Origin of the sequence: Pseudoalteromonas sp. Angola-30, assembly GCF_028599215.1 — a bacterium.
Classification (GTDB): domain Bacteria; phylum Pseudomonadota; class Gammaproteobacteria; order Enterobacterales; family Alteromonadaceae; genus Pseudoalteromonas; species Pseudoalteromonas atlantica.
In genome coordinates, this window is record NZ_JAQREI010000015.1 from 86,903 (window position 1) to 110,665 (window position 23,763).

Annotated in this window: 17 protein-coding genes; 8 read left to right on the forward strand and 9 right to left on the reverse strand. The window is 43.2% G+C overall.

Annotation, left to right across the window (positions count from 1 at the left end; all coding sequences use genetic code 11):
* Nucleotides 1-120: 120 nt before the first annotated feature.
* Both PSH54_RS16285 and PSH54_RS16290 read left to right on the forward strand, forming a co-directional pair.
* Nucleotides 121-1,014 (forward strand): DUF4097 family beta strand repeat-containing protein, encoded by an 894-nt coding sequence (locus PSH54_RS16285; RefSeq protein ID WP_273606605.1) that lies wholly within the window; start codon nt 121-123, stop codon nt 1,012-1,014.
* A 95-nt stretch (nt 1,015-1,109) separates the two neighbouring features.
* Nucleotides 1,110-2,999 (forward strand): monovalent cation:proton antiporter-2 (CPA2) family protein, encoded by a 1,890-nt coding sequence (locus tag PSH54_RS16290; protein WP_273606606.1) that lies wholly within the window; start codon nt 1,110-1,112, stop codon nt 2,997-2,999.
* 127 nt (nt 3,000-3,126) lie between these two features.
* Here PSH54_RS16290 and PSH54_RS16295 read toward each other — a convergent pair whose 3' ends face one another.
* From PSH54_RS16295 to PSH54_RS16330, 8 genes are all read right to left on the reverse strand, one after another.
* Nucleotides 3,127-5,064 carry an AAA family ATPase gene (locus tag PSH54_RS16295; RefSeq protein ID WP_154945985.1) on the reverse strand — a complete coding sequence of 646 codons (1,938 nt, stop codon included), beginning with the start codon at nt 5,062-5,064 and terminating at the stop codon, nt 3,127-3,129.
* A 308-nt stretch (nt 5,065-5,372) separates the two neighbouring features.
* Complete coding sequence (locus PSH54_RS16300) at nt 5,373-6,086, reverse strand: hypothetical protein (RefSeq protein WP_273606607.1); 714 nt, start codon at nt 6,084-6,086, stop codon at nt 5,373-5,375.
* A gap of 162 nt (nt 6,087-6,248) precedes the next feature.
* Nucleotides 6,249-8,036, reverse strand: coding sequence for an alkaline phosphatase (locus PSH54_RS16305; protein WP_024034005.1), 1,788 nt, complete (start codon nt 8,034-8,036; stop codon nt 6,249-6,251).
* An 11-nt stretch (nt 8,037-8,047) separates the two neighbouring features.
* Complete coding sequence (locus PSH54_RS16310) at nt 8,048-9,631, reverse strand: alkaline phosphatase (RefSeq protein WP_054983876.1); 1,584 nt, start codon at nt 9,629-9,631, stop codon at nt 8,048-8,050.
* A gap of 210 nt (nt 9,632-9,841) precedes the next feature.
* The gene (locus PSH54_RS16315; protein WP_054983875.1) at nt 9,842-12,268 is read right to left on the reverse strand and encodes a TonB-dependent receptor; all 2,427 of its coding nucleotides are present in this window, start codon (nt 12,266-12,268) and stop codon (nt 9,842-9,844) included.
* 212 nt (nt 12,269-12,480) lie between these two features.
* On the reverse strand, nt 12,481-14,208 hold the full coding sequence (locus PSH54_RS16320) for a solute:sodium symporter family transporter (protein ID WP_273606608.1): 1,728 nt from the start codon (nt 14,206-14,208) through the stop codon (nt 12,481-12,483).
* A gap of 99 nt (nt 14,209-14,307) precedes the next feature.
* Nucleotides 14,308-16,368 carry a glycoside hydrolase family 31 protein gene (locus PSH54_RS16325; RefSeq protein ID WP_256846385.1) on the reverse strand — a complete coding sequence of 687 codons (2,061 nt, stop codon included), beginning with the start codon at nt 16,366-16,368 and terminating at the stop codon, nt 14,308-14,310.
* 107 nt (nt 16,369-16,475) lie between these two features.
* On the reverse strand, nt 16,476-17,243 hold the full coding sequence (locus tag PSH54_RS16330; protein ID WP_004586028.1) for a sulfite exporter TauE/SafE family protein: 768 nt from the start codon (nt 17,241-17,243) through the stop codon (nt 16,476-16,478).
* A gap of 170 nt (nt 17,244-17,413) precedes the next feature.
* Between PSH54_RS16330 and PSH54_RS16335 the strand changes: the two genes are divergently transcribed.
* The 6 genes from PSH54_RS16335 (at nt 17,414) to PSH54_RS16360 (ending at nt 22,749) form a co-directional block, all read left to right on the forward strand.
* Nucleotides 17,414-18,163: a GntR family transcriptional regulator gene (locus PSH54_RS16335; RefSeq protein WP_273606609.1), complete on the forward strand. Its 750-nt coding sequence runs from the start codon at nt 17,414-17,416 to the stop codon at nt 18,161-18,163.
* A gap of 216 nt (nt 18,164-18,379) precedes the next feature.
* Nucleotides 18,380-19,342 (forward strand): aldo/keto reductase, encoded by a 963-nt coding sequence (locus tag PSH54_RS16340; protein WP_273606610.1) that lies wholly within the window; start codon nt 18,380-18,382, stop codon nt 19,340-19,342.
* Between the two features lie 9 nt (nt 19,343-19,351).
* Nucleotides 19,352-20,347 (forward strand): TauD/TfdA family dioxygenase, encoded by a 996-nt coding sequence (locus PSH54_RS16345; RefSeq protein ID WP_248443775.1) that lies wholly within the window; start codon nt 19,352-19,354, stop codon nt 20,345-20,347.
* Nucleotides 20,347-21,351, forward strand: coding sequence for a YeiH family protein (locus PSH54_RS16350; RefSeq protein WP_273606611.1), 1,005 nt, complete (start codon nt 20,347-20,349; stop codon nt 21,349-21,351). The genes PSH54_RS16345 and PSH54_RS16350 overlap by 1 nt, the downstream gene beginning before the upstream one ends.
* An 83-nt stretch (nt 21,352-21,434) precedes the next feature.
* On the forward strand, nt 21,435-21,680 hold the full coding sequence (locus tag PSH54_RS16355; protein WP_024034014.1) for a DUF3297 family protein: 246 nt from the start codon (nt 21,435-21,437) through the stop codon (nt 21,678-21,680).
* 166 nt (nt 21,681-21,846) lie between these two features.
* Nucleotides 21,847-22,749, forward strand: coding sequence for a homocysteine S-methyltransferase family protein (locus PSH54_RS16360; RefSeq protein WP_273606612.1), 903 nt, complete (start codon nt 21,847-21,849; stop codon nt 22,747-22,749).
* 14 nt (nt 22,750-22,763) lie between these two features.
* Here PSH54_RS16360 and PSH54_RS16365 read toward each other — a convergent pair whose 3' ends face one another.
* The gene (locus PSH54_RS16365; RefSeq protein ID WP_273606613.1) at nt 22,764-23,600 is read right to left on the reverse strand and encodes an alpha/beta hydrolase; all 837 of its coding nucleotides are present in this window, start codon (nt 23,598-23,600) and stop codon (nt 22,764-22,766) included.
* Nucleotides 23,601-23,763 lie beyond the last annotated feature (163 nt).

Consider the following 23,763-nt stretch of genomic DNA (forward strand, 5'->3'; position numbering starts at 1 on the left):
AAATCCACTTTTCATAAACACATCTCACCCCAATAAAATCAATGGCTTACAATTGGTCTCGTTTTTGCTCTACTATGCTTATACAAAACATGCATAAATAACAAACACAAAGGACTAAACATGAGTTCATCAACTGTATCTAACATTACAAAACCACTTTCACTTATTGGCGGCATTTTATTATTAAGCGGCTGTGTGTTTCATATATCGCCAAGCGTTGCCTCAGTAAAACAAACTCAGCAGTTATCACTGCCAAGTAATAACCTAGAATACTTAAACGTATTAAGCGGTGCAGGCTCTCTTGAAATAAAAGGCTCGCCCAATGCCACCAGCATAAGTGTAGATGCCACAATTTTTACCGCCGACATTGAAGACGAATACACACTCACCCTTGAGCAAAATGGCAAACAAGCTACCCTAGTTGCAAACAACAATACTGCCAGCGGTATGCGTTTTTACAGCGGCCAATCGCCACACATTGATTTAGTGGTTACCGTGCCAAGTAATTTAATGCTCGATATTGATGATGGCTCTGGCGACATTGCAATAAGCGCCATGCAAAATAATATAGATATAGAAGACGGCTCAGGTAGCTTATCTATCAACAGCGCTAAAAACCTTACTATTGAAGATGGTTCAGGCGATATAACCCTTGAAAACATCACCGGTAACTTAGCGATTACCGATGGCTCTGGCAGCGTAAATATTAATAATGTTAGCGGCAACGCCGAAGTTGATGATGGCTCGGGCGATATGCGTATTAGTAATGTGCGCGGCACCTTAACTGTTGAAGACGGCTCAGGCAGCATTGCCATTAATAATATTAATGGTGCGGTTGATGTAGACGATAACTCTGGCGATTTAGTCATTGAGCACGTGCAAGCAAGCGTAACCATTGAAGATGGTTCGGGCAATATTCGTGTAAACCACGCTATGGGGCTTACCATTACCGAATCGGGCTCAGGCGATGTAAGCATTGATAACATTAACGGCCCTGTAAAAGTAGCCGATTAATTATGACTAAATGATCCATTTTCAGCCACATGACCCATTGTATTTTTAAAGCCACTAAGCCATGCTAAAAGCCTTGATACTATTAGGATATACGCGTGTTAGAAATAGCTTTAATTTACTTAGCGGCGGCCATAGTGGCTGTACCTATTGCCAAGCGAGTGGGACTTGGCTCGGTACTTGGTTATTTAATTGCGGGCATACTAATTGGCCCTTACGCCCTGGGTATTGTGGGGGATCAAACAGATGTAATGCACTTTGCCGAGTTTGGCGTAGTGATGATGCTGTTTTTGGTTGGCCTTGAGCTACAACCAGCCCGTTTATGGAAGCTTCGCCATTCAATATTAGGGCTTGGCGGCTTACAGGTCGTACTTACCGCCGCGGCTATTTTTGCGTTTTGTTATTGGGCTTTTACCATGCATTGGCAAACCGCTTTGGCTATTGGCTTAATGCTTGCGCTGTCATCAACCGCTATTGTACTGCAAAGCCTTGAAGAAAAAGGCTGGCTAAAGCAAGAAGCCGGGCAAAATGCATTCTCGGTTTTGCTGTTTCAAGACATCGCCATTATTCCTATTTTAGCGCTCCTGCCATTGCTGGCTTTTGCGCCGCAAAGTAGCTCAAAAGACATTAGCGACTCCATTATTGCAAGCTGGCCGGTATGGCAACAAGTTGGCGTATCGGTAGCGGTTATCGCCGCTATTATTGCCGGCGGTAAATATGTGTCGGCGCCGTTATTTAGATACATAGCTCAAACCCACATGCGTGAAATATTTACTATTTTTGCGCTATTTTTAGTGGTGGCTATTGCCCTTGTAATGCAAAGTATTGGCTTATCACCGGCACTCGGTACATTTTTAGCCGGTGTAGTCCTTGCCGAAAGCGAGTTTAGACACGAGCTAGAAGCCGATATAGAACCCTTTAAAGGCCTACTGTTAGGGCTGTTTTTTATCACTGTTGGCGCATCAATCAACTTTGAATTATTAGCGGATGAATTTACAACCGTTATTGCACTCGTTGCGCTGCTTATTGTAGTAAAAGCCTGTATTTTATTTGCCCTTGCTATCACCTTTAATATTAGTAAAAAGCAGCGTTTGCTGTTTGCACTAGCGCTGGCACAAGGCGGCGAATTTGCTTTTGTACTTTTAAGTGTAACCACTACATTAAGCATATTAACGCCAGAGCAAACAAGCCTAGTGACGTTAGTGGTGGCTGTTTCAATGTTGGTTGCGCCACTGCTATTAATGGCTTACGAGCAGCTACAAAAACGCACCAGTAACAGCGCGCCCGAGTTTGATAAGCCCGAGCAAATTAGCAGTGCTAAACACGTTATAATTGCAGGCTACGGGCGCTTTGGGCAAATTATGGGGCGCTTATTACACGCCCAAGGCTACGAAATTACTGTACTTGATCACAGCCCAAGCCAAATAGAACTCCTACGCCGCTTTGGCAATACCGTATTTTATGGCGATGCTGCCCGCCAAGAACTTCTTGAAGCCGCAGGCGCGCACACCGCACAAATGCTAATTGTGGCAATAGACGATGCAGACAAAACCCTCGAAATTATTAAGCTTGCGCATAAAAACTACCCGCAGCTTAAAATTGTTGCCCGCGCTATCGACCGCCGCCACGCGTATCAATTACTTAATTTAAAAGTAGATGCCTTTAACCGCGAAACGGTCGACTCAGCCATTAACCTAGCGGTAGATGCATTAGAGCTATTAGGTAACAACAAAGAAGATGCCCAGCGCGCCGGAAAACTATTTAGAGACCACGACCGCGCTGCCGTACTACAACTCGCCGAACTGTGGGGCGACGACGCCAGCTACGGCGTAGCCGTGCGCCAGCGTATGGAAGATTTAAAACAAGTGCTACAACAAGACAAGCAGGCACAAAGTGATTTAAATACCTGCGATAGCGGCGACTGTGAAGACGGCCTAACAGAGCTAGCTGATAGGCCTAAAAAGCCTGATGATTCTCATTTGGAGTAAATTAGGTAGCTACCAAACTTAATAGGCTTTTCCAATAGTTTAGTGGACTTACTAACTATCTTTCATCAGCTTCATATTAAATAAATACGATGAATTGGGAATTATCCATAAATGATTTATGAACAGCCTAACCAAGAGCATCAAATGCACTTTTAATTGGCTCTGGAATTTCAGGAGCACCAAGATGGTTACCAATGATTTTACCCCAATCAAAACTTTTGTTTGGCCACTCGTCAATTCTATCTGCGCAGCCTATTGCGTTTAGCCTTTGACGAATAAGATCCCGCAATTTCGGTGCGAACTTTTGATTTGCTTGTAAGGTTTGCCCTTGTTGTGCCATAGGAATAGCATCAATAATACTTGTTACATCTTGCTCTGTTATTTCAATATCTTCACCATAAACCTCTCGCACAATTAGTGGCCATAGACTACTAGGAAGAGAATCTTCTAGATCTTGCTTACCTACTACAAATGTTTGTGTATCTTGTTGCTTGTTTGTATCGGCATCAAAGATATATACCGAGAGGTCATCTCGTTTAGCAAAACCATCAATTAGATTATCTAACAATTCATTAGCTATAAAATCGTTTGTACAACCTTTTAAATTTATCAACTGAATATTATTTTCGCGGAGTGTACAACCTGTATATTTATGATAAAGCAACGGAATTAAGGCTTGTTCAGTATTACCTTCGACAATAAGGAACTTATTGAAGAATAGAAAATCACTATTCATTACACCTAGTGTATCAAAGATGTCTCTTATCTCTGAAATTGCTCCTATTTGGGTATAATTACTCTCAATTTTGAAAGTATTTATGTCTCCTAGTTTTGAGGCATTAACAAAAATCGTACTATGGGTACTGACTAATATTTGAAAATGCTGTTCAGTTAACAAACTAAGAGTTTTGATAAACTCTCTTTGGGCTCTCGGGTGTAAATGTGTTTCAGGTTCATCAAAACACCAGACATACCTTTTCTTTGTTGTTGTTTCTTGTTCGGCTTGTAATCTAAGCAATGCAAACCAAATTTGTCGTTTTATACCTTCGCCTTGATTTTCAATATGAACACTCTCTTCGGAACTATCTTTACCTACAAACAAATCTGTAAGCTGATTCTTTAGCTCAAAGTTTACATTGGCACTGATACTTTCAATGCTTGGGACTTCATTATGAATACCTAGCTCTTCAAGCTTTTTATTAATCTTTGTTTGTGCTCGTTTTCGGAGCATGCCTGAAATCTTATTAGCTTGGGCAACTTCAGCTTCGATAGATTCCGATAAGATGGCATTTGCAGCTTTAGTTATCCCTTCAAGTGATTCGTTCCAACTTAAATACGCATACTCAGGGAAAGCAGACTGCAAGTCTTGCTTCCATTTTTTCTGACCAGCAGCATCATTAAACTTAATAAACTTATACGTACAAAGAACCGTATTTAGTATTGAGCGCATTTTCTCATAAATTGTGTGGCGCCCTTCACCGTTATCATTGATAAGGTTCTTATTCTCAGGGTTATGAGTGGTCATAGCTGAATTAATTTGGGCTTGGGTGGCGCTGTAAATACCAGCTAAACTCTCCATGCTAGGGTGTTCATGAGAATAATATATATCAGAGGTGCCCGTAGTGGTGTTTATTACCCTTGCTTTATAAAAGTATTTACTCTGATCATCATTAAGCTTAGCTGATTCGAGTACCCATCTTAGGTGGTTAGATATATCGACAGAATCTTTGTCAAAGTCTTCAACTTGAAACTTACCAAGACATACGATGAACTGTTGTTGGTCGTCTTCATCTTGTATAAATAGCTCCGGCAGACCTAGTTCGCGAAAGTGAGCATTAATTTCGTCTTTAGTTAGAGCTGTATGAGACAGATCGTTTTTCTCAGTTTTATCATTTGGAATACATGCAGAAAAAGACTGGTCTAGTAACAACCTTATCGAATTCAGTGATGTGGTTTTACCACAATCATTCTCTCCAATTAGCATGGTTGGAGAATTAGACTTAACTTTAAGAGCCGTTTTTTGGGCGCTTTTATAATTAATAGTAATGACTTCTTTGAGTAACATTTTATTTTGTCCCTAGGAGACTGAAGTTTAATTCAGTAGATTACGTAACAGCTCTATCTGAGGGCATTTCCTTACTTTCACAAAATGTCCCTATTGTGTGAACTTCTATTAATATCAAATAGATTAAATTATTGCCAACTATAAATATTATGCGGCTGATGGTGTATGTTTTAAAAAATGGGGAGGTGTTTGCAGTATTACTTGGGCGGGAATGGCTTAAATTAATCTACTTGTTAATACCTACTTGTAGCCCATAGCCGCCTATCATTCTTTCAGCTATGAGCTACTACATTTAAAAACCCTAAAGCCTAGTGGTGGTGCCCGCCTTGAATCGCTTTACCTTGCTGATTATAAAACCCCGTTGCGCTGTGCTCTATAAAACCAAGGTTGATCATTTTTGCTAAAAACGGGTCGTTTTCGTTATCGCCAATGTCGGCGTAGTCGGTGGTTTGAAAGCGATCCCATTTGGCAAACTGTGCGGTTATTTCTGCTTTATTGCTGTTTACATCGTTAAGGCTTAGCAAAGTATGGGTATCGCTTTTTTTATTGGTTACGCTAAAGCTTTTAACCAAGTTTGATTTGGTAAATAAAGCGAGTTTAAATTGATTGTCGCCCTCAGTAAGTGTGTAGTTTTTTACTTCATCGCAGCCGCTGCCTTGGGTGTTAACTAGGGTCATTTTTTCAATTAAATGCGTATCCACCAGCTGATTTTTAGCGCTCCAACTTTGTACACCGCGTACCTCAGATGGCTGATACTCAATACCACGTTGCTGAGCATTAAAATAACGAATTGGGCGAATTTGCTTGTTAGCTAAGTGCTGCCAAAGCTCAGTAATTACCTCACGCTGATGCGCAACTTGTGAGTTGTTTCGCCAAAGCGTAAGTGATTGCGTGTTTTGCTCGTTTTTATGAGTATTGGTAATTTTATAGTCGGCTTTTAAATGCGCGCTATCAATATTACATTGCTGCGCTAGGGTGCTGGTACTGGCAAGTGTTGCCATTAAAAATAATGCTAGTTTCATTAAATTATCTCTTATTTAAACGTCACTGTAATAGGCATTACCATACCTATTTACAGTGGCATTTTTATGACATAAAAAAACAACTCGCACAGCGTACGAGTTGTTTTTAAATACCTCATTTTTAATACGTACTTTATGTGCTGAGCGTACGTATTAAATTACTTATGGCGTTACTTTTTCATCAGCGGTAGTTACTAAGTCTGCTGCAAAGTCCATTACATGGAATAAAAAGCTTTGCTCGTTAGTGCCTGTAACTAAGTGAGCGCCTGGGCCCATTGCGTATACGCCAACATCTTCACCTGCGTGAGTTTCTGAGCCAAGTGGTACAAGTGCCTCTTGGTGAAAGCCCGCTGAAGTTGTATCAACATCGGTTAAATCTACACGCCCTGTAACAGGTGCAAATGCATAACCTGCATCGGCATCGGTTTCATCGCCTAAATCTCTAAAGCCGCCACCGTTGGTGTAGCCAACTGTGGTATATGGCATATCGTCGGCAGCTAGGCTTGGCTCGGTTTCGCCTACGGCAACAACTTTACCTAATATTGGGTTACCACGTTTAGGGTAGCCTGCAATAGTAAATACGTGGCTGTGATCGGCAGTTACTACTATTAGCGTTTCTTCTGGGTTAGTGTTTTCCATTGCCACTTGCACAGCTTTTGCAAATTCTACTGTGTCGTTTAGGGCATTGTAGGCATTACCCGCATGGTGCGCGTGGTCAATACGACCTGCTTCTACCGATAAGAAAAAGCCATTGTCGTTGTTATCGAGTACGTTAATTGCTTTTTCGGTCATTTCGCTAAGCGAAGGCTCGCCCGCTACATCGTTTGCGCGGTCGGCTTCGTATTGCATGTGCGATTCGTTAAATAAACCAAATACTTTAGTGGCATCGTCGCTAATTGCATCAAAACCAGTTTGGTCCATAACGTAAGTGCCGCTTGGGTAAGTTGTTTGCCACTCAGTTACTAAGTTGCGGCCATCAGTACGGTCGCCTTCTACTGCGCTTACTGCATCGGCTGAATTTGCTGCTTCATCTTTTGGTAAAAAGTGACGACGTCCGCCGCCCATTACAACATCAATGCCATCTACATCAATACCCGCATAACGCGACTCTAGGTTGGCTTCAAAGTTAACAAGTTGCGATGCAATATCTTCACAGGCTTCAGTGCCCTCTGGCATATCTGAGTTATCTTCCCAGTTACGGTCAGCCGATTTAGCATACGTTGCTGCAGGTGTTGCATGGGTAATACGTGCGGTTGAAATAAGGCCGGTTGCTTTACCTGCTATTTCAGCAAGCTCTAACGAGGTAACTAGTTCGTTGCCTGTTACCGTGGCACAGTCGCCGCGTTCAATGTCTTCATCTACACCAATTACGCCCACATCGGTTTTAACACCTGATACCATTGCCGTCATTGTGCCTGCAGAATCCGGCGTTTGTGCATCTACGTTGTAAGTTTTAACAAAACCTGAGTACGGCATTTTTTCAAAGCTTAACTGGTAGTCTTCACCTAAACCGCCTTCAAGCTGGCCTGCTAAAATACGTGCAGCTGTTACGGTAGAAATACCCATGCCGTCGCCAACAAATAATATAACGTTTTTCGCTTTGCCAGATTCAGTAACCACTTCGCTATTAGCTTGCTGTGTTGCCGCAAGCTTTGTTTGTGCATCGCCATACCATGCGTTAGTCGTTAGGGTGGCAAGTTGCTCGCTGGTAAGTGACGTAGCAGGTGCATTACACACTAAGTTTGAAGAGGTAACTTCGTCGCTATCTAGCACGCCGTTGCCGTTTGTATCTACGCCAGTTTGGGTTTCTACGCCGCCATTAACACATTGCTCAGAGCCTACTGCAATGGTGTTATCTACCGCGAGAATATTATTTTCGTCTTTGTCGTCGTCACTACAACCTGCTAGCGCGACCATTACTGCTAAAGAAAGTACTGTTAATTTGTTCATGTTAGCCGCCATTATTGCTGAGTTAGTTCAAGAGCTTGATTAATTAAATGAAATACTACGTTTTGCTCAATTACGCCTTGAGCTAGCTGTGCGCCTGGGCCTTTTGCATGCAGCGAAATATCTTCACCGGCATGAGTTTCTGAGCCAAGAGGGACAGTGGTTTCTTGGTGAAAGCCAACATTGGTAGTATCAACACCACTAAGCTCTACACGTCCAGCAACTGGGCCAGTTGTATACGCTGCATCGGCATCTGTTTCATCAACTAAGTTTCTAAACCCTAAACCATTTGCATAGCCTACTGTGGTGTATGGCATATCATCGGCAGCAAGGCTTGGTGTGGTTTCGCCTACGGCAACTACTTGGCCTAAAATTGGGTTACCGCGTTTAGGGTAGCCAGCAATAGTAAATACGTGGCTGTGATCGGCGGTTACTAAAATAAGGGTTTCTTCTGGGTTGGTATTATCTACCGCAGCTTGCACGGCTTTAGCAAATTCAATGGTGTCGTTAAGTGCGTTGTAGGCATTACCCGCGTGGTGTGCGTGGTCAATACGGCCCGACTCAACGGTTAAGAAAAAGCCGTTTTCGTTTTTACCTAATACATCAATTGCTTTGCTAGTCATTTCGCTAAGCGATGGCTCGCCGGCAATATCGTTTGCGCGGTCTGCTTCGTATTGCATGTGCGATTCGTTAAATAAGCCAAACACTTTAGTGGCATCATCAGCAATAGCATCAAAGCCTGCTTGGTCCATAACATAAGTACCTTGTGGGTATTGTGTTTGCCACTCAGTAACTAAGTTACGCTCATCAGTACGATCGCCTTCTACAGCGCTAAGTGCATCTGCTGAATTAGCTGCTTCATCTTTTGGTAAAAAGTGACGACGTCCGCCACCCATTACAAAATCAAGACCGTCTACGTCGGTACCTACAAAACGTGCTTCTAGGTTTTTTTCAAAATTAACTAATTGCGAAGCAATGTCTTCACATGCAGTTTCGGTTTCTGGCATGTCTGAGATATCTTCCCAGTTACGGTCTGCCGATTTTGCATAGGTTGCCGCTGGCGTTGCATGGGTAATACGCGCTGTTGAAATAACACCGGTTGCTAGGCCTTTAATTTCAGCAAGTTCTGTTGCTGTTAAAAGCTCATTACCCGATACAGTTGAACACACACCGCGCTCGATGTCTTCGTCTACACCAATAACGCCTACATCGGTTTTAACCCCTGAGATCATCGCGGTCATTGTGCCTGCAGAATCTGGTGTTTGTGCATCTACGTTGTATGTTTTTACTTGTGCTGAGTACGGGAACTCTTCAAAGCTTAAATAACCTTCTTCACCTAAATCGCCCGCTCTTTGTCCTTTTAAGATACGTGCTGCGGTAAGGGTAGATACACCCATGCCATCGCCTACAAATAAAATAACGTTTTTAGCTTTTGTTGTTTGCTGGCTTTGTGCAAGCGCAGTTTTTGTAGCGAGTGTGGTTTGGGCATTTGTATACCAGTCATTATCTGTTTGGCTTTGTGGTAATACATCGGCATGACTTGCAGCACTTAACATAAACGTTAAGCCAACTGCCGCAGCAACTTTTTTAATTTTCATCCTTTATTATTCCCATTGTGTAGTGGTTATTTTTTGCTTGAAGCGTAAACCTCAAATAAGTAACCGCTGCACTATAGAAAATAGATGTGACCTCTAAGAGTACTTTTAATTAAAAAACAATGACTAAACCATGACAAAATTAAGACACAAAAAAGCGCAGCGGTTAAACGCTGCGCTTAGCACAATTTTCACAGGGATATATTTATAAAATTAAAAACGCGCCTTAAACGATACGCCAAAGTAGCGCTCTGCATCACGCGGAATTTGGTAACGGAAGTTGTCGCCACTGTAGGTGGTTACGTAGCTTTCATCGGTTAAGTTTTTAGCAATAAGCGATACTCTAAATGCATCATCTTTAAACGATAAACCCACACTTGCGTTTAAAATACCGTAATCTGGCAGTAACGCTGCTGGGTTAAACTCGCCTACATTGTTTGGTAGGTCTGAGTATTGCTCGTCGGTGTAAATGTAAGAGCCGTTAATATGAATATTAAAGTCGTGCTCTGTTTCAATAAAGTAATCAGCACTTAGTGAGTATTTTAAATCTGGCGAAAACGGGACATCTAAGCCAGAGCGGTCAGTACATGAACCTGCTTCTACCTCTGCCGGACAATTAAACTCGTCAATTTCGGCCTGAATGTACGCAATACCACCGGTTAAAGTAAGTGAGTCGGTAGCCGCCCACATAAAGTCAACCTCAGCACCTTGTGTACTTACATCACCGGCATTGGTTAAACGGGTAATACAGGTACCGTCTGAACAGTCAAAGTTATTGGCTTGAAATCCTTCAATTTCGGTTCTAAACACGGCAAAGTTAAATACAAAGTCGCGGCTTGCGTATTTGTAGCCTAACTCGTATGCGTCTGACTCTTCTGGCGATATTTCGCGGCTATCGTTATCTGGATTAAAGTTGTAGTACACGTTAAAACCAGGGCCTTTATAGCCTTGCGAGTAAGTACCGTAAACCATTTGGCCATCACCTAGGTCGTATTGCATACCTAAACGACCCGACACGTTGGTTTCTTCTGCACTGCCTGATTCGTCAGTATTTAGTGCTGCTGAGCGTACACCTACACCGGTGCGGCCAAATTCGTCATTGCTTACGCGGCGGTGTGTGTACGACACTTCATCGTCGGTATAACGAATACCAAACAGTACACGTAAGTCTTCAGATAAATCGTAAGTACCATCGGCAAAGGCTGCCCAGTTGTTAAACTCGGTGCTCATGTACGCGGTTGCCGATACAATATCGTTAGCATTACAGCTTACACCTAAGCTTTGTGTGTAGCCGTCTAAGTCCGCCAATGCGGCATCAAGCTCTGCACCGGTTAAGTTATTTTGTGCGTAATACGCCATTGCAGCGTCTAGTTGGCCACCGTTATTTTGACAACTCGCGTCACGGGTAAAGTTACGTTGCGAGTCCATGTTCCAGTAAAATAAGCCAGCCACATAGTTAAACGGACCCGCTAGGTTTGAAGTAACTCTAAATTCTTGCGAAAACTGATCCCACTGCTGAGCACCTAAATCGTGTAATTGAAAGGGCGCGCCAAATACCGGTTCGTTACTGTCGCCAGCTATTGAGGTAAAGTCGCCTTCGCGGTATTCGGTGTTATCCCACGAGCGCTGCGCAGTAATAGAGGTGTATGTGTAGTCGCCAATGGTTTTATCAACCTGTACCGAAAACGCGCTGTGTTCGTCAATAGTGCGCGACTCATAGTCGTGATCAACTTTGCGCTGGTCTAGGTCAATATCGGCAACACCATCAACAATACCGTTGCTGTTAGGGGCTGCGTCTGAATCTGGGTTACGGCCACTTGGCAGGGCTTCTAAATCGGCACAACAGTCGTCGTCGGCGTTATAAAATTCGGCAATAAATTTTACGTTTAAATCATCGCTTGGCTCGTATTTAAATACAGCACGTGCGCCTTCACGGTCGTAGCCGTTTACTTTTTCGTTGTTGTAAACGTTATCAATGTAGCCATCAAACTTACCTTTAAACACGGTTAAGCTTGCTGCTAAGTCGTCGGTTAAGCCGCCGCTTACCACGCCTTTAAAGCGGTATTCGTTGTCTTGATAAAACGAGGTTTCTACGCTGCCGGTGGTGTCGTACGAAGGATCTTTTGTCGTTATGTTTACCACACCCGCCGAGGCATTTTTACCAAATAGTGTACCTTGTGGGCCGCGTAGTACTTCAATGCGAGATACATCGTATAAATCGGCAAAGGCTTGACCAGAGCGACCTAGCACCACGCCATCAACTACGGTTGCCACACTTGGCTCAGCAGCAATACTAAACGAAATAGTACCAATACCACGCACTGTTAGCGCAGAGTTACGGGTTGTGGTGCCTTTTCTAAAACTCACCGAAGGCACAAGTGACTGCAGGCCTTCCATGTTATTAGCAAACGCCGAATCAATCTGGTCGCTATTAAGCACAGACACCGCAAGCGGTACTTCGTTTAGGCTTTGCGTTCGTTTTTGTGAGGTAACAACAATTTTTTCAAACTGGTCGTTATTGTTTTGCTCTGCTTGTTGTTCAGTTTGCTCTTGCTGCGCATGTGCTTGCGTGCTTAGTGCTAAACCCGTTGTCATTGCTAACGTGACTGCCAAGCTTAAGACGGACTTTTTAGCTCTCATGTCATTCTCCAAATTGTGCGTGTGTGCTGTTAAATTACCGCGCTAGCAAGTGTGTGGGTTGCTAAAAAGCGGTGCCAGAGTGTTGTAGTTATTTCCCTTATATCTCTTATGTCTTATATAAGAGATATAAACTTAAACAAACTTATGTTCTATTGCAAACATTATGTGAATAAAATGTGATTTAAAATTTGTATAAAGAATATAACGGCGCGTTATGCCCCAATATGCGCTAAGCTGCTTTGGTAACGCTTATGCCATCGGCGTACGCTCCACCAGCTAAGCACAAAGGCGCTAGTCCAAACAGCAATTAAGCTTGGTACAAAGTACACGCTGGTGCCACCCACCAATCCAAGCGGAGAAAACAGTATGTACAAGCTTATAATTAAGCTCACTAATACAATCGCGCAAGGCAGTGCGTATTTCCACGGGCTTAGGTTTACCTCGGCTTTGCGGGTAAAGTTCCATGGTGTGGCAAGAGGTTTGTAGTAGCCAATACCTAACATAATGGCCAGCTCAATAAAGAATAATATGGCGTAAATATGGATAAAGTTAATATCTACATCCCACACAAATTTAAGCAAAGTGTAGGCAATAACATGAAAAACAATAGCCACTTTAGCGCCCAGTGCAGGCACTTTGCGAGTAAATAACCCCACGAGCACAATTGTGATGACCGGAATGTTGTAAAATCCGGTAAATACACGAATTATGTGCCATAAACCTTCTGGTGCAAACATCAGTAATGGCGCGGTAATAAACGATAAAACAGCAATTACAATACTGGTAATTTTGGCCACTTTAATCAGCTTTTCGTCGCTTACTTTGTCTTTTTTCATGGGTTTGTATACATCTAAACAAAACAACGTGGCGGCACTATTTAACAGCGAATTAAACGAGCTAAATACCGCACCTAGTAGCACCGCTAAAAAGAACCCAGATAAGTACTGAGGCAGTACATCTTTAACTAAATGTGGGTAAGCTAAATCTATGGTTTGTAAGCTTTCGTGCTTATAAAGGTGATACGCAATTACGCCTGGGATCATCATCATAAAGGGTACTAGCACTTTAAAGTACCCTGAAAACAACACGCCCTTTTGGCCTTCTACTAAGTTTTTAGCGCCTAGTGTACGCTGGATCACGTACTGATTGGTGCCCCAATAAAATAAATTAGCGAGGATCATACCGGTAAAAATGGTGCCAAATGGCACGGGATCGTCACTGCTTCCAATAGCGTTGAGCTTTTCCGTATCGGTGTTTACCAGTGTGCTTAGGCCATCGGCAAAGTTGCCATCGCCAAGGGCAATAAGGCCAAGGGTAGGCACTAAAATACCAATAATTAATAACCCAACACCGTTAATGGTATCTGATACTGCAACCGCCTTTAAACCGCCGAATACCGCGTAAATAGCGCCCACGGAGCCCACAATAATAATGGTGACAATTAAGCTTGCTTGATAGCTTAAGTTTAATAAGGTGGGCACATCAAACAGCCTAAGAACGGCGATTGATCCTGAGTACAAAACAGAAGGGATCGTTATAAAACAATACCCTACCATAAATAAGATCACCGTCATACGGCGTACGGTATCGTCAAAACGATCCCGTAAAAATTCAGGCAAGGTAGAAAACGCGCCGGCTAAATACCGTGGTAAAAAGATCAGCGCCATTATAATGGTTGATATCCCAGCCGTTACTTCCCACGCCATAGAACTTAGGTTGTAACCATACGCTGAGCCATTTAGGCCAATAAGTTGCTCGGCCGATAAGTTAGTGAGGATCATCGACCCCGCTATAAATGTACCTGTTAAACCACGCCCCGCTAAAAAGTAGCCGTCTTGGGTGTTAACTTCCCCTTTGGTTTTTTGGTACGAGATATATCCTACCAGCGCCATAAACGCCAAGCACGATAGCAGTGTCATGGTAATGTTCATACCTTCCATCTTGCGCCCCTTTTAGCTTACTTTACCCGGTAAAAAGTAAGCTAATATCTTTATTATTGTGTGTTACGTGTGTTGTGTGTGTTTGCTATTAACCGAGTTTTATTTTGGCCATGCTGTTAGCTGGCTCATGTCTTGCTCTGTGTGTTGAACCTCTGGGCCTAGCATGAGCGTATCGCCTTTACGAACAAATACGGCCATTTGTGTAAGCTCAAGTGTTTCTTCGTAATACTTGCCGCCTTGGTACGCCTGCCCATCAGGGAATCGCACCCACTCGCCTTGTGGTAAATAAAATTTAACTTTACCGTTTGGTACAACACATGGCACAACAAGGAGTTTTTCGCCGCACATAAATTGCTGATCAAAACTATGTGCCAGTACGTCATCAGGAAACGCCAATGCCATAGCACGCTGAATAGGCAGCCCTGTTTGCTGCGCTTGCTCTGCACATTCTTGTAAGTACGGAATTAACTGATAGCGTAATTTAAGCGCTGCAAATACAGCGTCACTTGCTTGCTCGGTGTATGACCACGGTTCGCGTGGGCCAATACCATGTAAGCGCATATGTGCACTAAATACCGACGCTTGCGCCCAGCGAACATAAAGCTCTGCATCGCGGGTATCTTTATAAAAACCACCAATATCGGTTGCAAAAAATGGCCCGCCCGACATGCCCCACGCTAAGCTGCCGCGAATACTCGCCGCTAAGCCCTGCCAATCGGCTTGTGGGTCGCCACCCCATTGTGCTGGGAAGCGTTGGCTGCCAGTCCACGCTGAGCGGCTAAACAAAAATGGCCCTGTTTTACAGTATTTTTCGGCGGCTTCATAAACGCAGCGGTTGTACAGCATGCTATAAACATTGTGTAATCTAATACCGCTGTCGCCACTGTGCGATACCATGTTTTCGTCTTCTAGCTGTTCGCCAAAGTCTGCTTTTATCATATCTACGCCAAGCTCAAACAATGGCTTGTGCGACTCCAGCCAGTATTCGTAAGCATCGGGATGAGTAAAATCTAAAATGCCCGACTCTGGTAATGGCGTAAGTACTTCGCCAAAGGGGCTTAAATCCCACTCGTATTGATATGCTTTACCTGTGCGTTTGTCTTTTATTAGCCAGCCGTTTTCGGCCGCTTTTGCAAATAATGGGTTGTTTACCGAGATCATTGGGTATTCCCACACACAAATTTTAAAATCCATGGCTTTTAGTTCATCAAGCACAGGTTTTGGGTCGGCGTAACGTGTTGGGTCCCATTCAAAGGCAAAGCGGGTGTCGGTGTCTTGCCATGCGCGGCCATCAAGGGTGATTACATCGCACGGCATGTTTTTAGCGCGTACTTCGCGGGCGACACTTAATAGCTCGTCGGCATCTTTGTAGTACGCTTTTGATAAAATAACACCCAAGCTCCACTGCGGTGGCACCGGTGCAAAACCAGTTAGTTCACAGTAGCGATTAATGCTTTGTGCAGGCGTTTGCTCTTGGTATAAAAATACATCTAACGCGTCATCTTCTACTAAACACACATAAGCACGTTGCGACCAAAGTGCGTAGCCTACGCCATGTGTAACGGGCGCCGGCGTGTGTACAAATAAATTCCAGCCCTCTGGGCTCCATGCGTATGGCGTATTTTTATAAGACTTTTCGGCGTTGACGCCTAGCGCATCGTGGTTGTATGAACGAATAAGTTGGCCGCGTTTATCAAGCTTGCCCCACTTTTCGCCAAGGCCGTAAACGGCTTCGTCGTAATTAAGCTCTAGGCTTAAAATCCAGCCGTTATCGGTTTTGGCCAGTGGCGGTAAACGGTGCTGGCGCACAAAGTGGCCATCGGTTGCTGATTGCTGTACTAATTTATCGTTTTTATAAAGCTTAAAGTAAAAAGGGTCGCTGTAAAATTCTAAGCGGTACTCTCCGGCGGTGGCTGCAAAGCCTTGGTCTAATTTATTAAGTGATAGCGGTAAGTTTGAAGGGGTGGTGGTTAATATTTTAAACGTCTCGTCATGCGTGGAGCCTGCATTTAAACGTAAACCAAACTGGCTTATGGTAACGCTGACCTCGCCAAATTGAGTTGGTAAAACTAGCACATGGCCTTGTAATTTAGGCTCTGCAGTTAAGCGTGCTGGCTCTATTGCGTTCCAGTCTGGCTCACGTAATTCAAATGCATTCATGGGAGTTCCTTAACCAATTATTAGTCTTGTATAAGACACAAGTTAAATAATTGTAATCCCCATGTCAATGTAAATAACCCTAAGATGAATTATTTACATCGTTACTTTTAAAATATGCCCGGTGCCGATGTTGCCACCAGCGAAACGCCACTTAGGCCAAGCAATGCAATTGCTATTATACGAATCCATTTTGCATCAACGTAAGGCGTTAATTTACGAGCAAATTGCGTTACTAATAATACCAGCGGTATGGCCGCTGCAATTAAAAACATAATGTCGAGCTCGGGTAAGGTGCCAAATAAGGCAATACCAACACGGACTAAGCCACCAATGGTAAATACCGCAAGTAAGGTGCTACGAATGGCCTCAATAGACCAAGCTTGTTTATAGCACTGAAACACCAATGGCGGCCCCGAAGTTGAAAACAGCCCGCCCAGCAAGCCACTTACGCCGCCGGCAATTAAAAACGAGCCACGCCCGCTTTGCTTATTTGCTCTATCACGGCCAATTAGCATTAAGCCACAACATAGCAAAATACTAATACCTAAAATAAAGTTTAAGAACTGCGTTAAATGCGCCGACATATATTCAAGCAATATAAAACCTAACAGCATTAGCGGAATACCGGTATACAACATAAGTTTAAGCTCGGGCACTTTTACTGTACTGCGATTTTTAACCACCACAGTGGTTGAGTTAACTAAACCCAATAAACTCACTAAAAAGGTGGTGGCAGTGAGCGGTAAAACATCTAGCAACGTAAAGCTTGCAACCACCAGCAACCCAAAGCCAAACCCGCTAAGCGTTTGCATTATGGTGGCAAGGCTTAGGCACAACGCCATAAGCAAGATGAGTTCTAACGAAATACTGAGCACTTTAAATATCCTACGTGTGCGCTATTGTAGTGTAACGATTTGTTTTTAGGCATAATGTAAAAACAAACTACACGGCAATAGTTCACAATTAATTGAGCTTGCGCAAAACTGCGCAAAAAGTTTCACCTATGATATAAATACAGGTGGATTAAATTTAATGGTAAATAACAATGAGTAACTCTATGTTTGATCACAAATTAAGTGGCCCAAGCTTGGCTTTTCAACCACTTTACTTACAAGTGGCTGATTATATTAAACAGCTCATTGTTGAAAGACGCTGGGTACCTGGCGAAGTATTACCGAGCGAGTTTCGCCTTGCTGAAGAGTTTAATGTAAGCCAAGGCACTGTGCGTAAAGCGCTTAATTTATTAACCGACGATAAAATAGTTACTCGCCGCCAAGGTGTTGGTACGTTTGTATCTGAGCATACCGCGCAAGATGCCCTGTTTAGGTTTTTTCCGCTACAGGCCGACGGTAAAGGCGCCGACCTACCTAAAGCCGAGCTATTGTCGGTTGAGCTTTGCCCTGCACCACGAGATGTTATTGATGCGCTGCAACTTAATAAAAAAGACAAAGTTACTAAGCTGGTACGCAGACGCATTCTCGATAACGAATTTTGTATGAGCGAAACTATATATCTACCACAAAGCTTCTTTCCTGATATACATCAAAGTAGTGATATTCCGCACACATTGTATCATTACTACCAAACCAAATTTAACCAAACCGTGCATAAAACCCAAGACAGCATTAAAGCCGTTTTAGCAGATGAAACCGACGCTAAAATGCTCGCTATTAAAGCCGGTGACCCTTTATTGTTGGTATCGCGCATTACCGAATCAATCGAAGGTAAACGCATTGAGTACCGTTTAAGCAAATGCCGTAGCGATCATTACCACTACCAAATAGAACTTGATTAATTAACCGCGCTTTAGCCGCGAGTAAGTTATATTAGCGCATACTTATTAAATATTTTTTAAAGGCAGCAAACGCTGCCTTTTTGCTGCCTGTAGGTTTTTTAACACCTTTCATTTATTCCCTTGCGGTTAACACAGTGTTGACACTGTTAGATTCGTATAATAACTTATGTCTTATACAAGACCAAAGTCATTATGCAATTTTAACAGGAATTCCCAATGAGTTCATTAAATAACATCCCGCCAGTCGGGTTCGGTTTATGGAAAGTAGCACAAGAAGATTGCGCGCAAACGGTGTACCAAGCTATTAAAGCAGGCTACCGCCATCTTGATTGCGCATCAGACTACGGTAACGAAGAACAAGTAGGCGATGGCATTGCTCAAGCAATAAAAGACGGCCTATGTACCCGCGAAGAATTATGGGTAACATCAAAACTATGGAACACCTTTCATGCGCCAGAGCATGTAGAACTTGCCATTGATAAAACCTTGAGCGATTTAAAGCTCGAGTACCTCGACTTATACTTAATTCACTTTCCGATTGCGCAAACGTTTGTACCAATCGAAACGCGCTACCCACCAGAGTGGTTTGTAGACCCAGATGCACAAAACCCACAAATGGAGCTGGCAAAAGTGCCGCTGCATTTAACGTGGCAAGCAATGGAAGAGCAAGTACATAACAACAAAGCAAAACGCATTGGTGTGTGTAACTACTCAAGCGCGCTTATTCACGATTTAATGACCTACGCCACAATTAAACCCGCCATGCTGCAAATTGAGTCGCACCCTTATTTAACCCAAGAGCGACTAGTAAGGCTTGCAAAACAGTACGATATTCCGGTTACGGCGTTTTCACCACTGGGTGCGCTTTCGTACCTTGAGCTTGAAATGGCCGATCAAACTGAGTCGGTGCTTGAGCAAAGCGTGGTAAAAGCTGCGGCGCAAAATCATGGCAAAACACCAGCACAAGTTGTACTGCGCTGGGGTGTGCAACGCGGCACCGCCATTATTCCTAAAACCTCTAAATTTGAACGCATGAAAGAAAACCTCGCGCTGTTCGACTTTGAATTAACAGAGCAAGAAATGGCGCAAATTTCTGCGCTTAATAGCAACCGCCGTTTTAACGACCCTGGGCACTTTTGTGAAGCTGCCTTTAACCGTTTTCACCCTATTTACGATTAGGATAATAAAATGTCAGCTACCGAACTTAACTATGCCCAAGTGCCTACTCAATTAACGTTTGATGACTCAGTTTTTCCGTGCATTGTAGTTAATAACAATAACGCCAGCACCGTTGAAGAAGCGGTAGCTTTTATTCGCGCTAACAAAAACGAGTTGGCTAAAAAACTACGCAGCTCAGGCGCTGTATTGTTTAGAGGCTTTCCTGTTGATAGCGCCGAAACCTTTGATACATTTTCAGCGGGGTTTGATTACGACAACTTTACGTACCAAGAGTCGCTATCTAACGCGGTACGTATTAACTTTACCGAGCGTGTATTTACCGCTAACGAAGCCCCCAAAGATGTAGAAATTTACCTTCATCACGAAATGGCACAAACGCCTATTTCGCCAAGTAAGCTGTTCTTTTTTTGTAAATCAGCAGCTGAGGAAGGCGGCGCGACACCGCTTTGTCGCTCAGATAAATTATTTAGTGCATTAAAGCAATTTGATAGCCAATTAGCCGATGACTTTGAGCAAAAAGGCTTAAAGTACACCACTTACATGCCCGCAGCCGACGATGCTACATCGGGTCAAGGCCGCAGCTGGAAAAGCACCCTAAGTGTTGAAACCAAAGAAGAAGCACACAGCAAACTTACCGAGCTAGGTTACGAGTGGGAATGGCTAGAAGATGGCTCTTTAAAAGCAATTACTCCGGTTTTACCTGCGGTAGTTACACTTGAAAACGGCGTACAGGTTTTTTATAACCAACTTATTGCCGCTTACATGGGCTGGAAAGGCGTTCGCGAAAACCCATCGGTTGCTATTACCTTTGGCGATGGTAGCGCCATTCCTAAACAAGGGCTTGAAAAAATTGTTGAGCTATCAAAAGAATTTACCTTTGATTTAGCATGGCAAGATGGCGATGTAGCCTTAGTGGATAACGAAATGGCTATGCATGGCCGCCGCCCATTTACTGGCGAGCGTAAACGCCAAGTGCTTGTTGCACTGACAGCAGCTAACGCCTAATGCAAAGCTTAACCGGTGCACTAAAGGTAAAAGTTTCCCCGTTATGGCAAGGGGCCAGCATTGCTGCAATGACTGGCCTTGCTGCCTTATTTTTAAGTGAACACTATGGCGCACCCGCTATGTTGTTTGCTTTATTATTGGGGATGGCGGTGTCGTTTTTATATCAAAGCGACAGCCCGTGCGCTAAAGGCATAGACTTTACCGGTACCACGGTTTTACGTGTAGGCATTGTTTTACTTGGCACCCGTATAGCGCTGGGCGATTTGGTTACACTGGGCTGGCAAACAGCGCTAATGTTAGCTGGCGCTATATTTACCACCATTATTTTAGGGGTTGTACTTGCCCGGGTATTTGGTTTGCAAAAACGCTTTGGCGCACTCACAGGTGGCTCAGTTGCTATTTGTGGCGCATCGGCAGCACTGGCTATTTCATCTATTATGCCCAACAGCGAGCATAAAGAGCGCGATACCTTACTTACCGTAATTGGCGTAACAGCCATGTCGACCATTGCAATGATTTTATACCCTATTGTGGTTAACTACCTTGAATTTGATGCACATAACGCAGGCGTATTTTTAGGTGGCACCATACACGATGTAGCCCAAGTAGTGGGTGCCGGTTATTCGGTATCGCCCGAAACTGGCGATATAGCAACACTTACCAAACTAGTACGCGTGGCTATGCTATTGCCTGTAGTACTTATTATGATGGTGGTTATTAATAGCTCAAATAAAGGTAACCATGGCGAGCTGCCAAAAGTACCGGGGTTTTTAATTGGCTTTGTAATTTTAATGATTATAAACAGCACCTTTAACCTACCCGCTATTGTGCTTGAAACCACAAATGAGCTTTCTCGATTCTTTTTAATTGCCGCCATAGCCGCCATTGGTATGAAAACAAACCTAGGCAAACTCACCGAGGTAGGCTTAAAACCAATAATTATGATTGTTGCCGAAACCATTTGGATAGCACTGTTAATACTTGGCTTTGTATTGTGTAGCTAAGTTGAGTAGCTAAGCATTAAACCTTGAGCGTATTGAGTGGATTGCCTACAATAGCGCATCACTTTTTAATAAAGATTAAAACCATGACCGATTCAACAAAACCAGCATTACCTGATCAGCTTTCTATTAACCCACGTAGCAAGCATTACGTAGAAGAAGTGTTTGAACACGAAATTGGCGTAAGCTTAAATGGCAAAGAACGCTTTGACGTAGAAGAGTACTGCATTAGCGAAGGTTGGATTAAAATTGCCGCACCTAAAGCACTAGACCGCCGCGGCCAGCCTTTACTTATGAAAGTAAAAGGCACGGTAGACGTATTTTATAAGTAAGGTTTAGCCTACTTAAATAAGCGGCTCTCTTGCGAGATGTCGCTTTTTTTATGCCTGTAAAAAAGCATTGAGCTTTTTTCATGTTAAAGGTGACGAAGTTTCATTATGAATCTAAAAAAATTATGGTTGAATAGCGCCATATTGTTTAGTTGTATAGAAATCCTTTATGAATAAAGTAACTATTTTAGATGGCGGCATGGGACGCGAGCTTAAACGCATTGGCGCGCCATTTACACAGCCACTGTGGAGTGCACAAGCACTAATAGAAGCCCCACATTTTGTAACGCAGGCTCACCAAGGTTTTATAGATGCAGGCGCTGAAATAATTACCGTTAATAGTTATGCCTGTGTGCCCTTTCATTTAGGTGAAGCGCTATACCAAGCTCAAGGCGCAGCCCTTGCACAGCAAGCGGCAGTTATTGCAAAAGACGTAGCTCAAAACGCTAAACAAAATGTATTAGTAGCAGGCTCATTACCACCCGCATTTGGCTCTTACCGCCCAGAGCTATTTGAGAGCGAACGCGCTTTTACTATTTTAGATACGCTATACAAGGCGCAAGACGAGCACGTAGATGTATGGATTGGCGAAACCATATCGAGCATTGAAGAAGCGCACGTTATGGCAAATGTACTTAAAGACTCAAACAAGCCATGTTATTACGCATTTACCTTAAATGATGTGGTAAGCGAGCAAGCGACACTTCGCTCTGGTGAGCTGGTAAGTGACGCTGTAGCGGCTTTGCTTGAACAAAATGTTACTGGTATTTTCTTTAACTGCTCAATACCTGAGGTTATAGAGCAAGCCTTTAGCGATACCAACGCAGTATTAGCTAAACAAAATAAAAGCGTTGTGTTAGGCGCATTTGCTAATGGCTTTACACCTATCGCAAGCGATTACAAAGCCAACGAAGGCTCGCAGGCGTATCGTGATATTGCACCTGCAGAATACCTAGATTTTGCAAAAACGTGGTACAGCCAGGGCGCAAGTATTATTGGTGGCTGCTGTGGTATAGGCCCAGAATTTATTGAAGTATTAGTAAACTGGAAACAGGAACTTGAAAGCGCTTAAGCTTTTAGTGCCTTTTAGGGCTTGTTTGCTGTTACCCAATCAAGCCCTTGTATAGCTGTAGTAGGAAATGCAGTTGCATGGCTCGCCCCTTCAATAACAACGCTTTTTAGTTCAATATTGTCACTGCTAAGTGCATTAATTTTTTGCGTTAATAGCTTTGCCCCTGCCACCATATTTTGTCCTTCACCAAAGCGTGGCGTTTCCTTTGCCCCCACCGATATATAAACCTTTGTAGGCAATTTAGGCTTATGTGCTTGTAGCGCTAAAATCGCATTGTTATTAAACCAAACTGATGGGCTGCCAATTATATAATTGTTAAATAAATCGGGCATCGTAAATAAAATAGTCACGCCAAATAAACCGCCTAAAGAATTACCTATATAAGTTTTTTGAGTGCTACTTGCTCGGTAGTTACTTTGTATAAACGGCAATACAGTATTTTTTAAAAACAGCGCGTGGTTTTGCGCGTTACCGGTTTGTTTTTTCCAGCTTTGCGCCTTATTTGGGGTGTAGTCTCTAATTCGGCTATTAGACCCTCTAGAGCCTTTTTCGTAGCTAATGGCCACTATAATAGCCTGTTGCATTTTACCGCTATTCATAGGAAACCGTGTAGCACCCGCCACAATAGGAAACGTATACGGTGCATCGGTTAAATAAATAACTGGATATATTTTTTCAGGATGCTTTTTATATGACTTAGGGAGCTGAATAAAAACAGGATATACCCGATTGGTCATAGGCTCAGTGAGCTCTATAACGCTGCTTCTAGGGATTTGGTAGGGGGTATTTGCGCTTAATTTAAAACACATAAAAGCGCAAAGTAACAGTAAGTATTTTAAAGCAGTATTCATTAGGGCGTGTTGATCCTTGATGGTTGAATTTGCAGCAGTATGTTTGGTTTTTAGGCAAGGCAGAGCCTATGAAGTGTGGTTACTCCCCATAAATAGGCGATAACGCAGCATAAATGCCAAACATGCGCTGCCCTTCGGGTTCTGCCTAGGGGCGATAAACTCT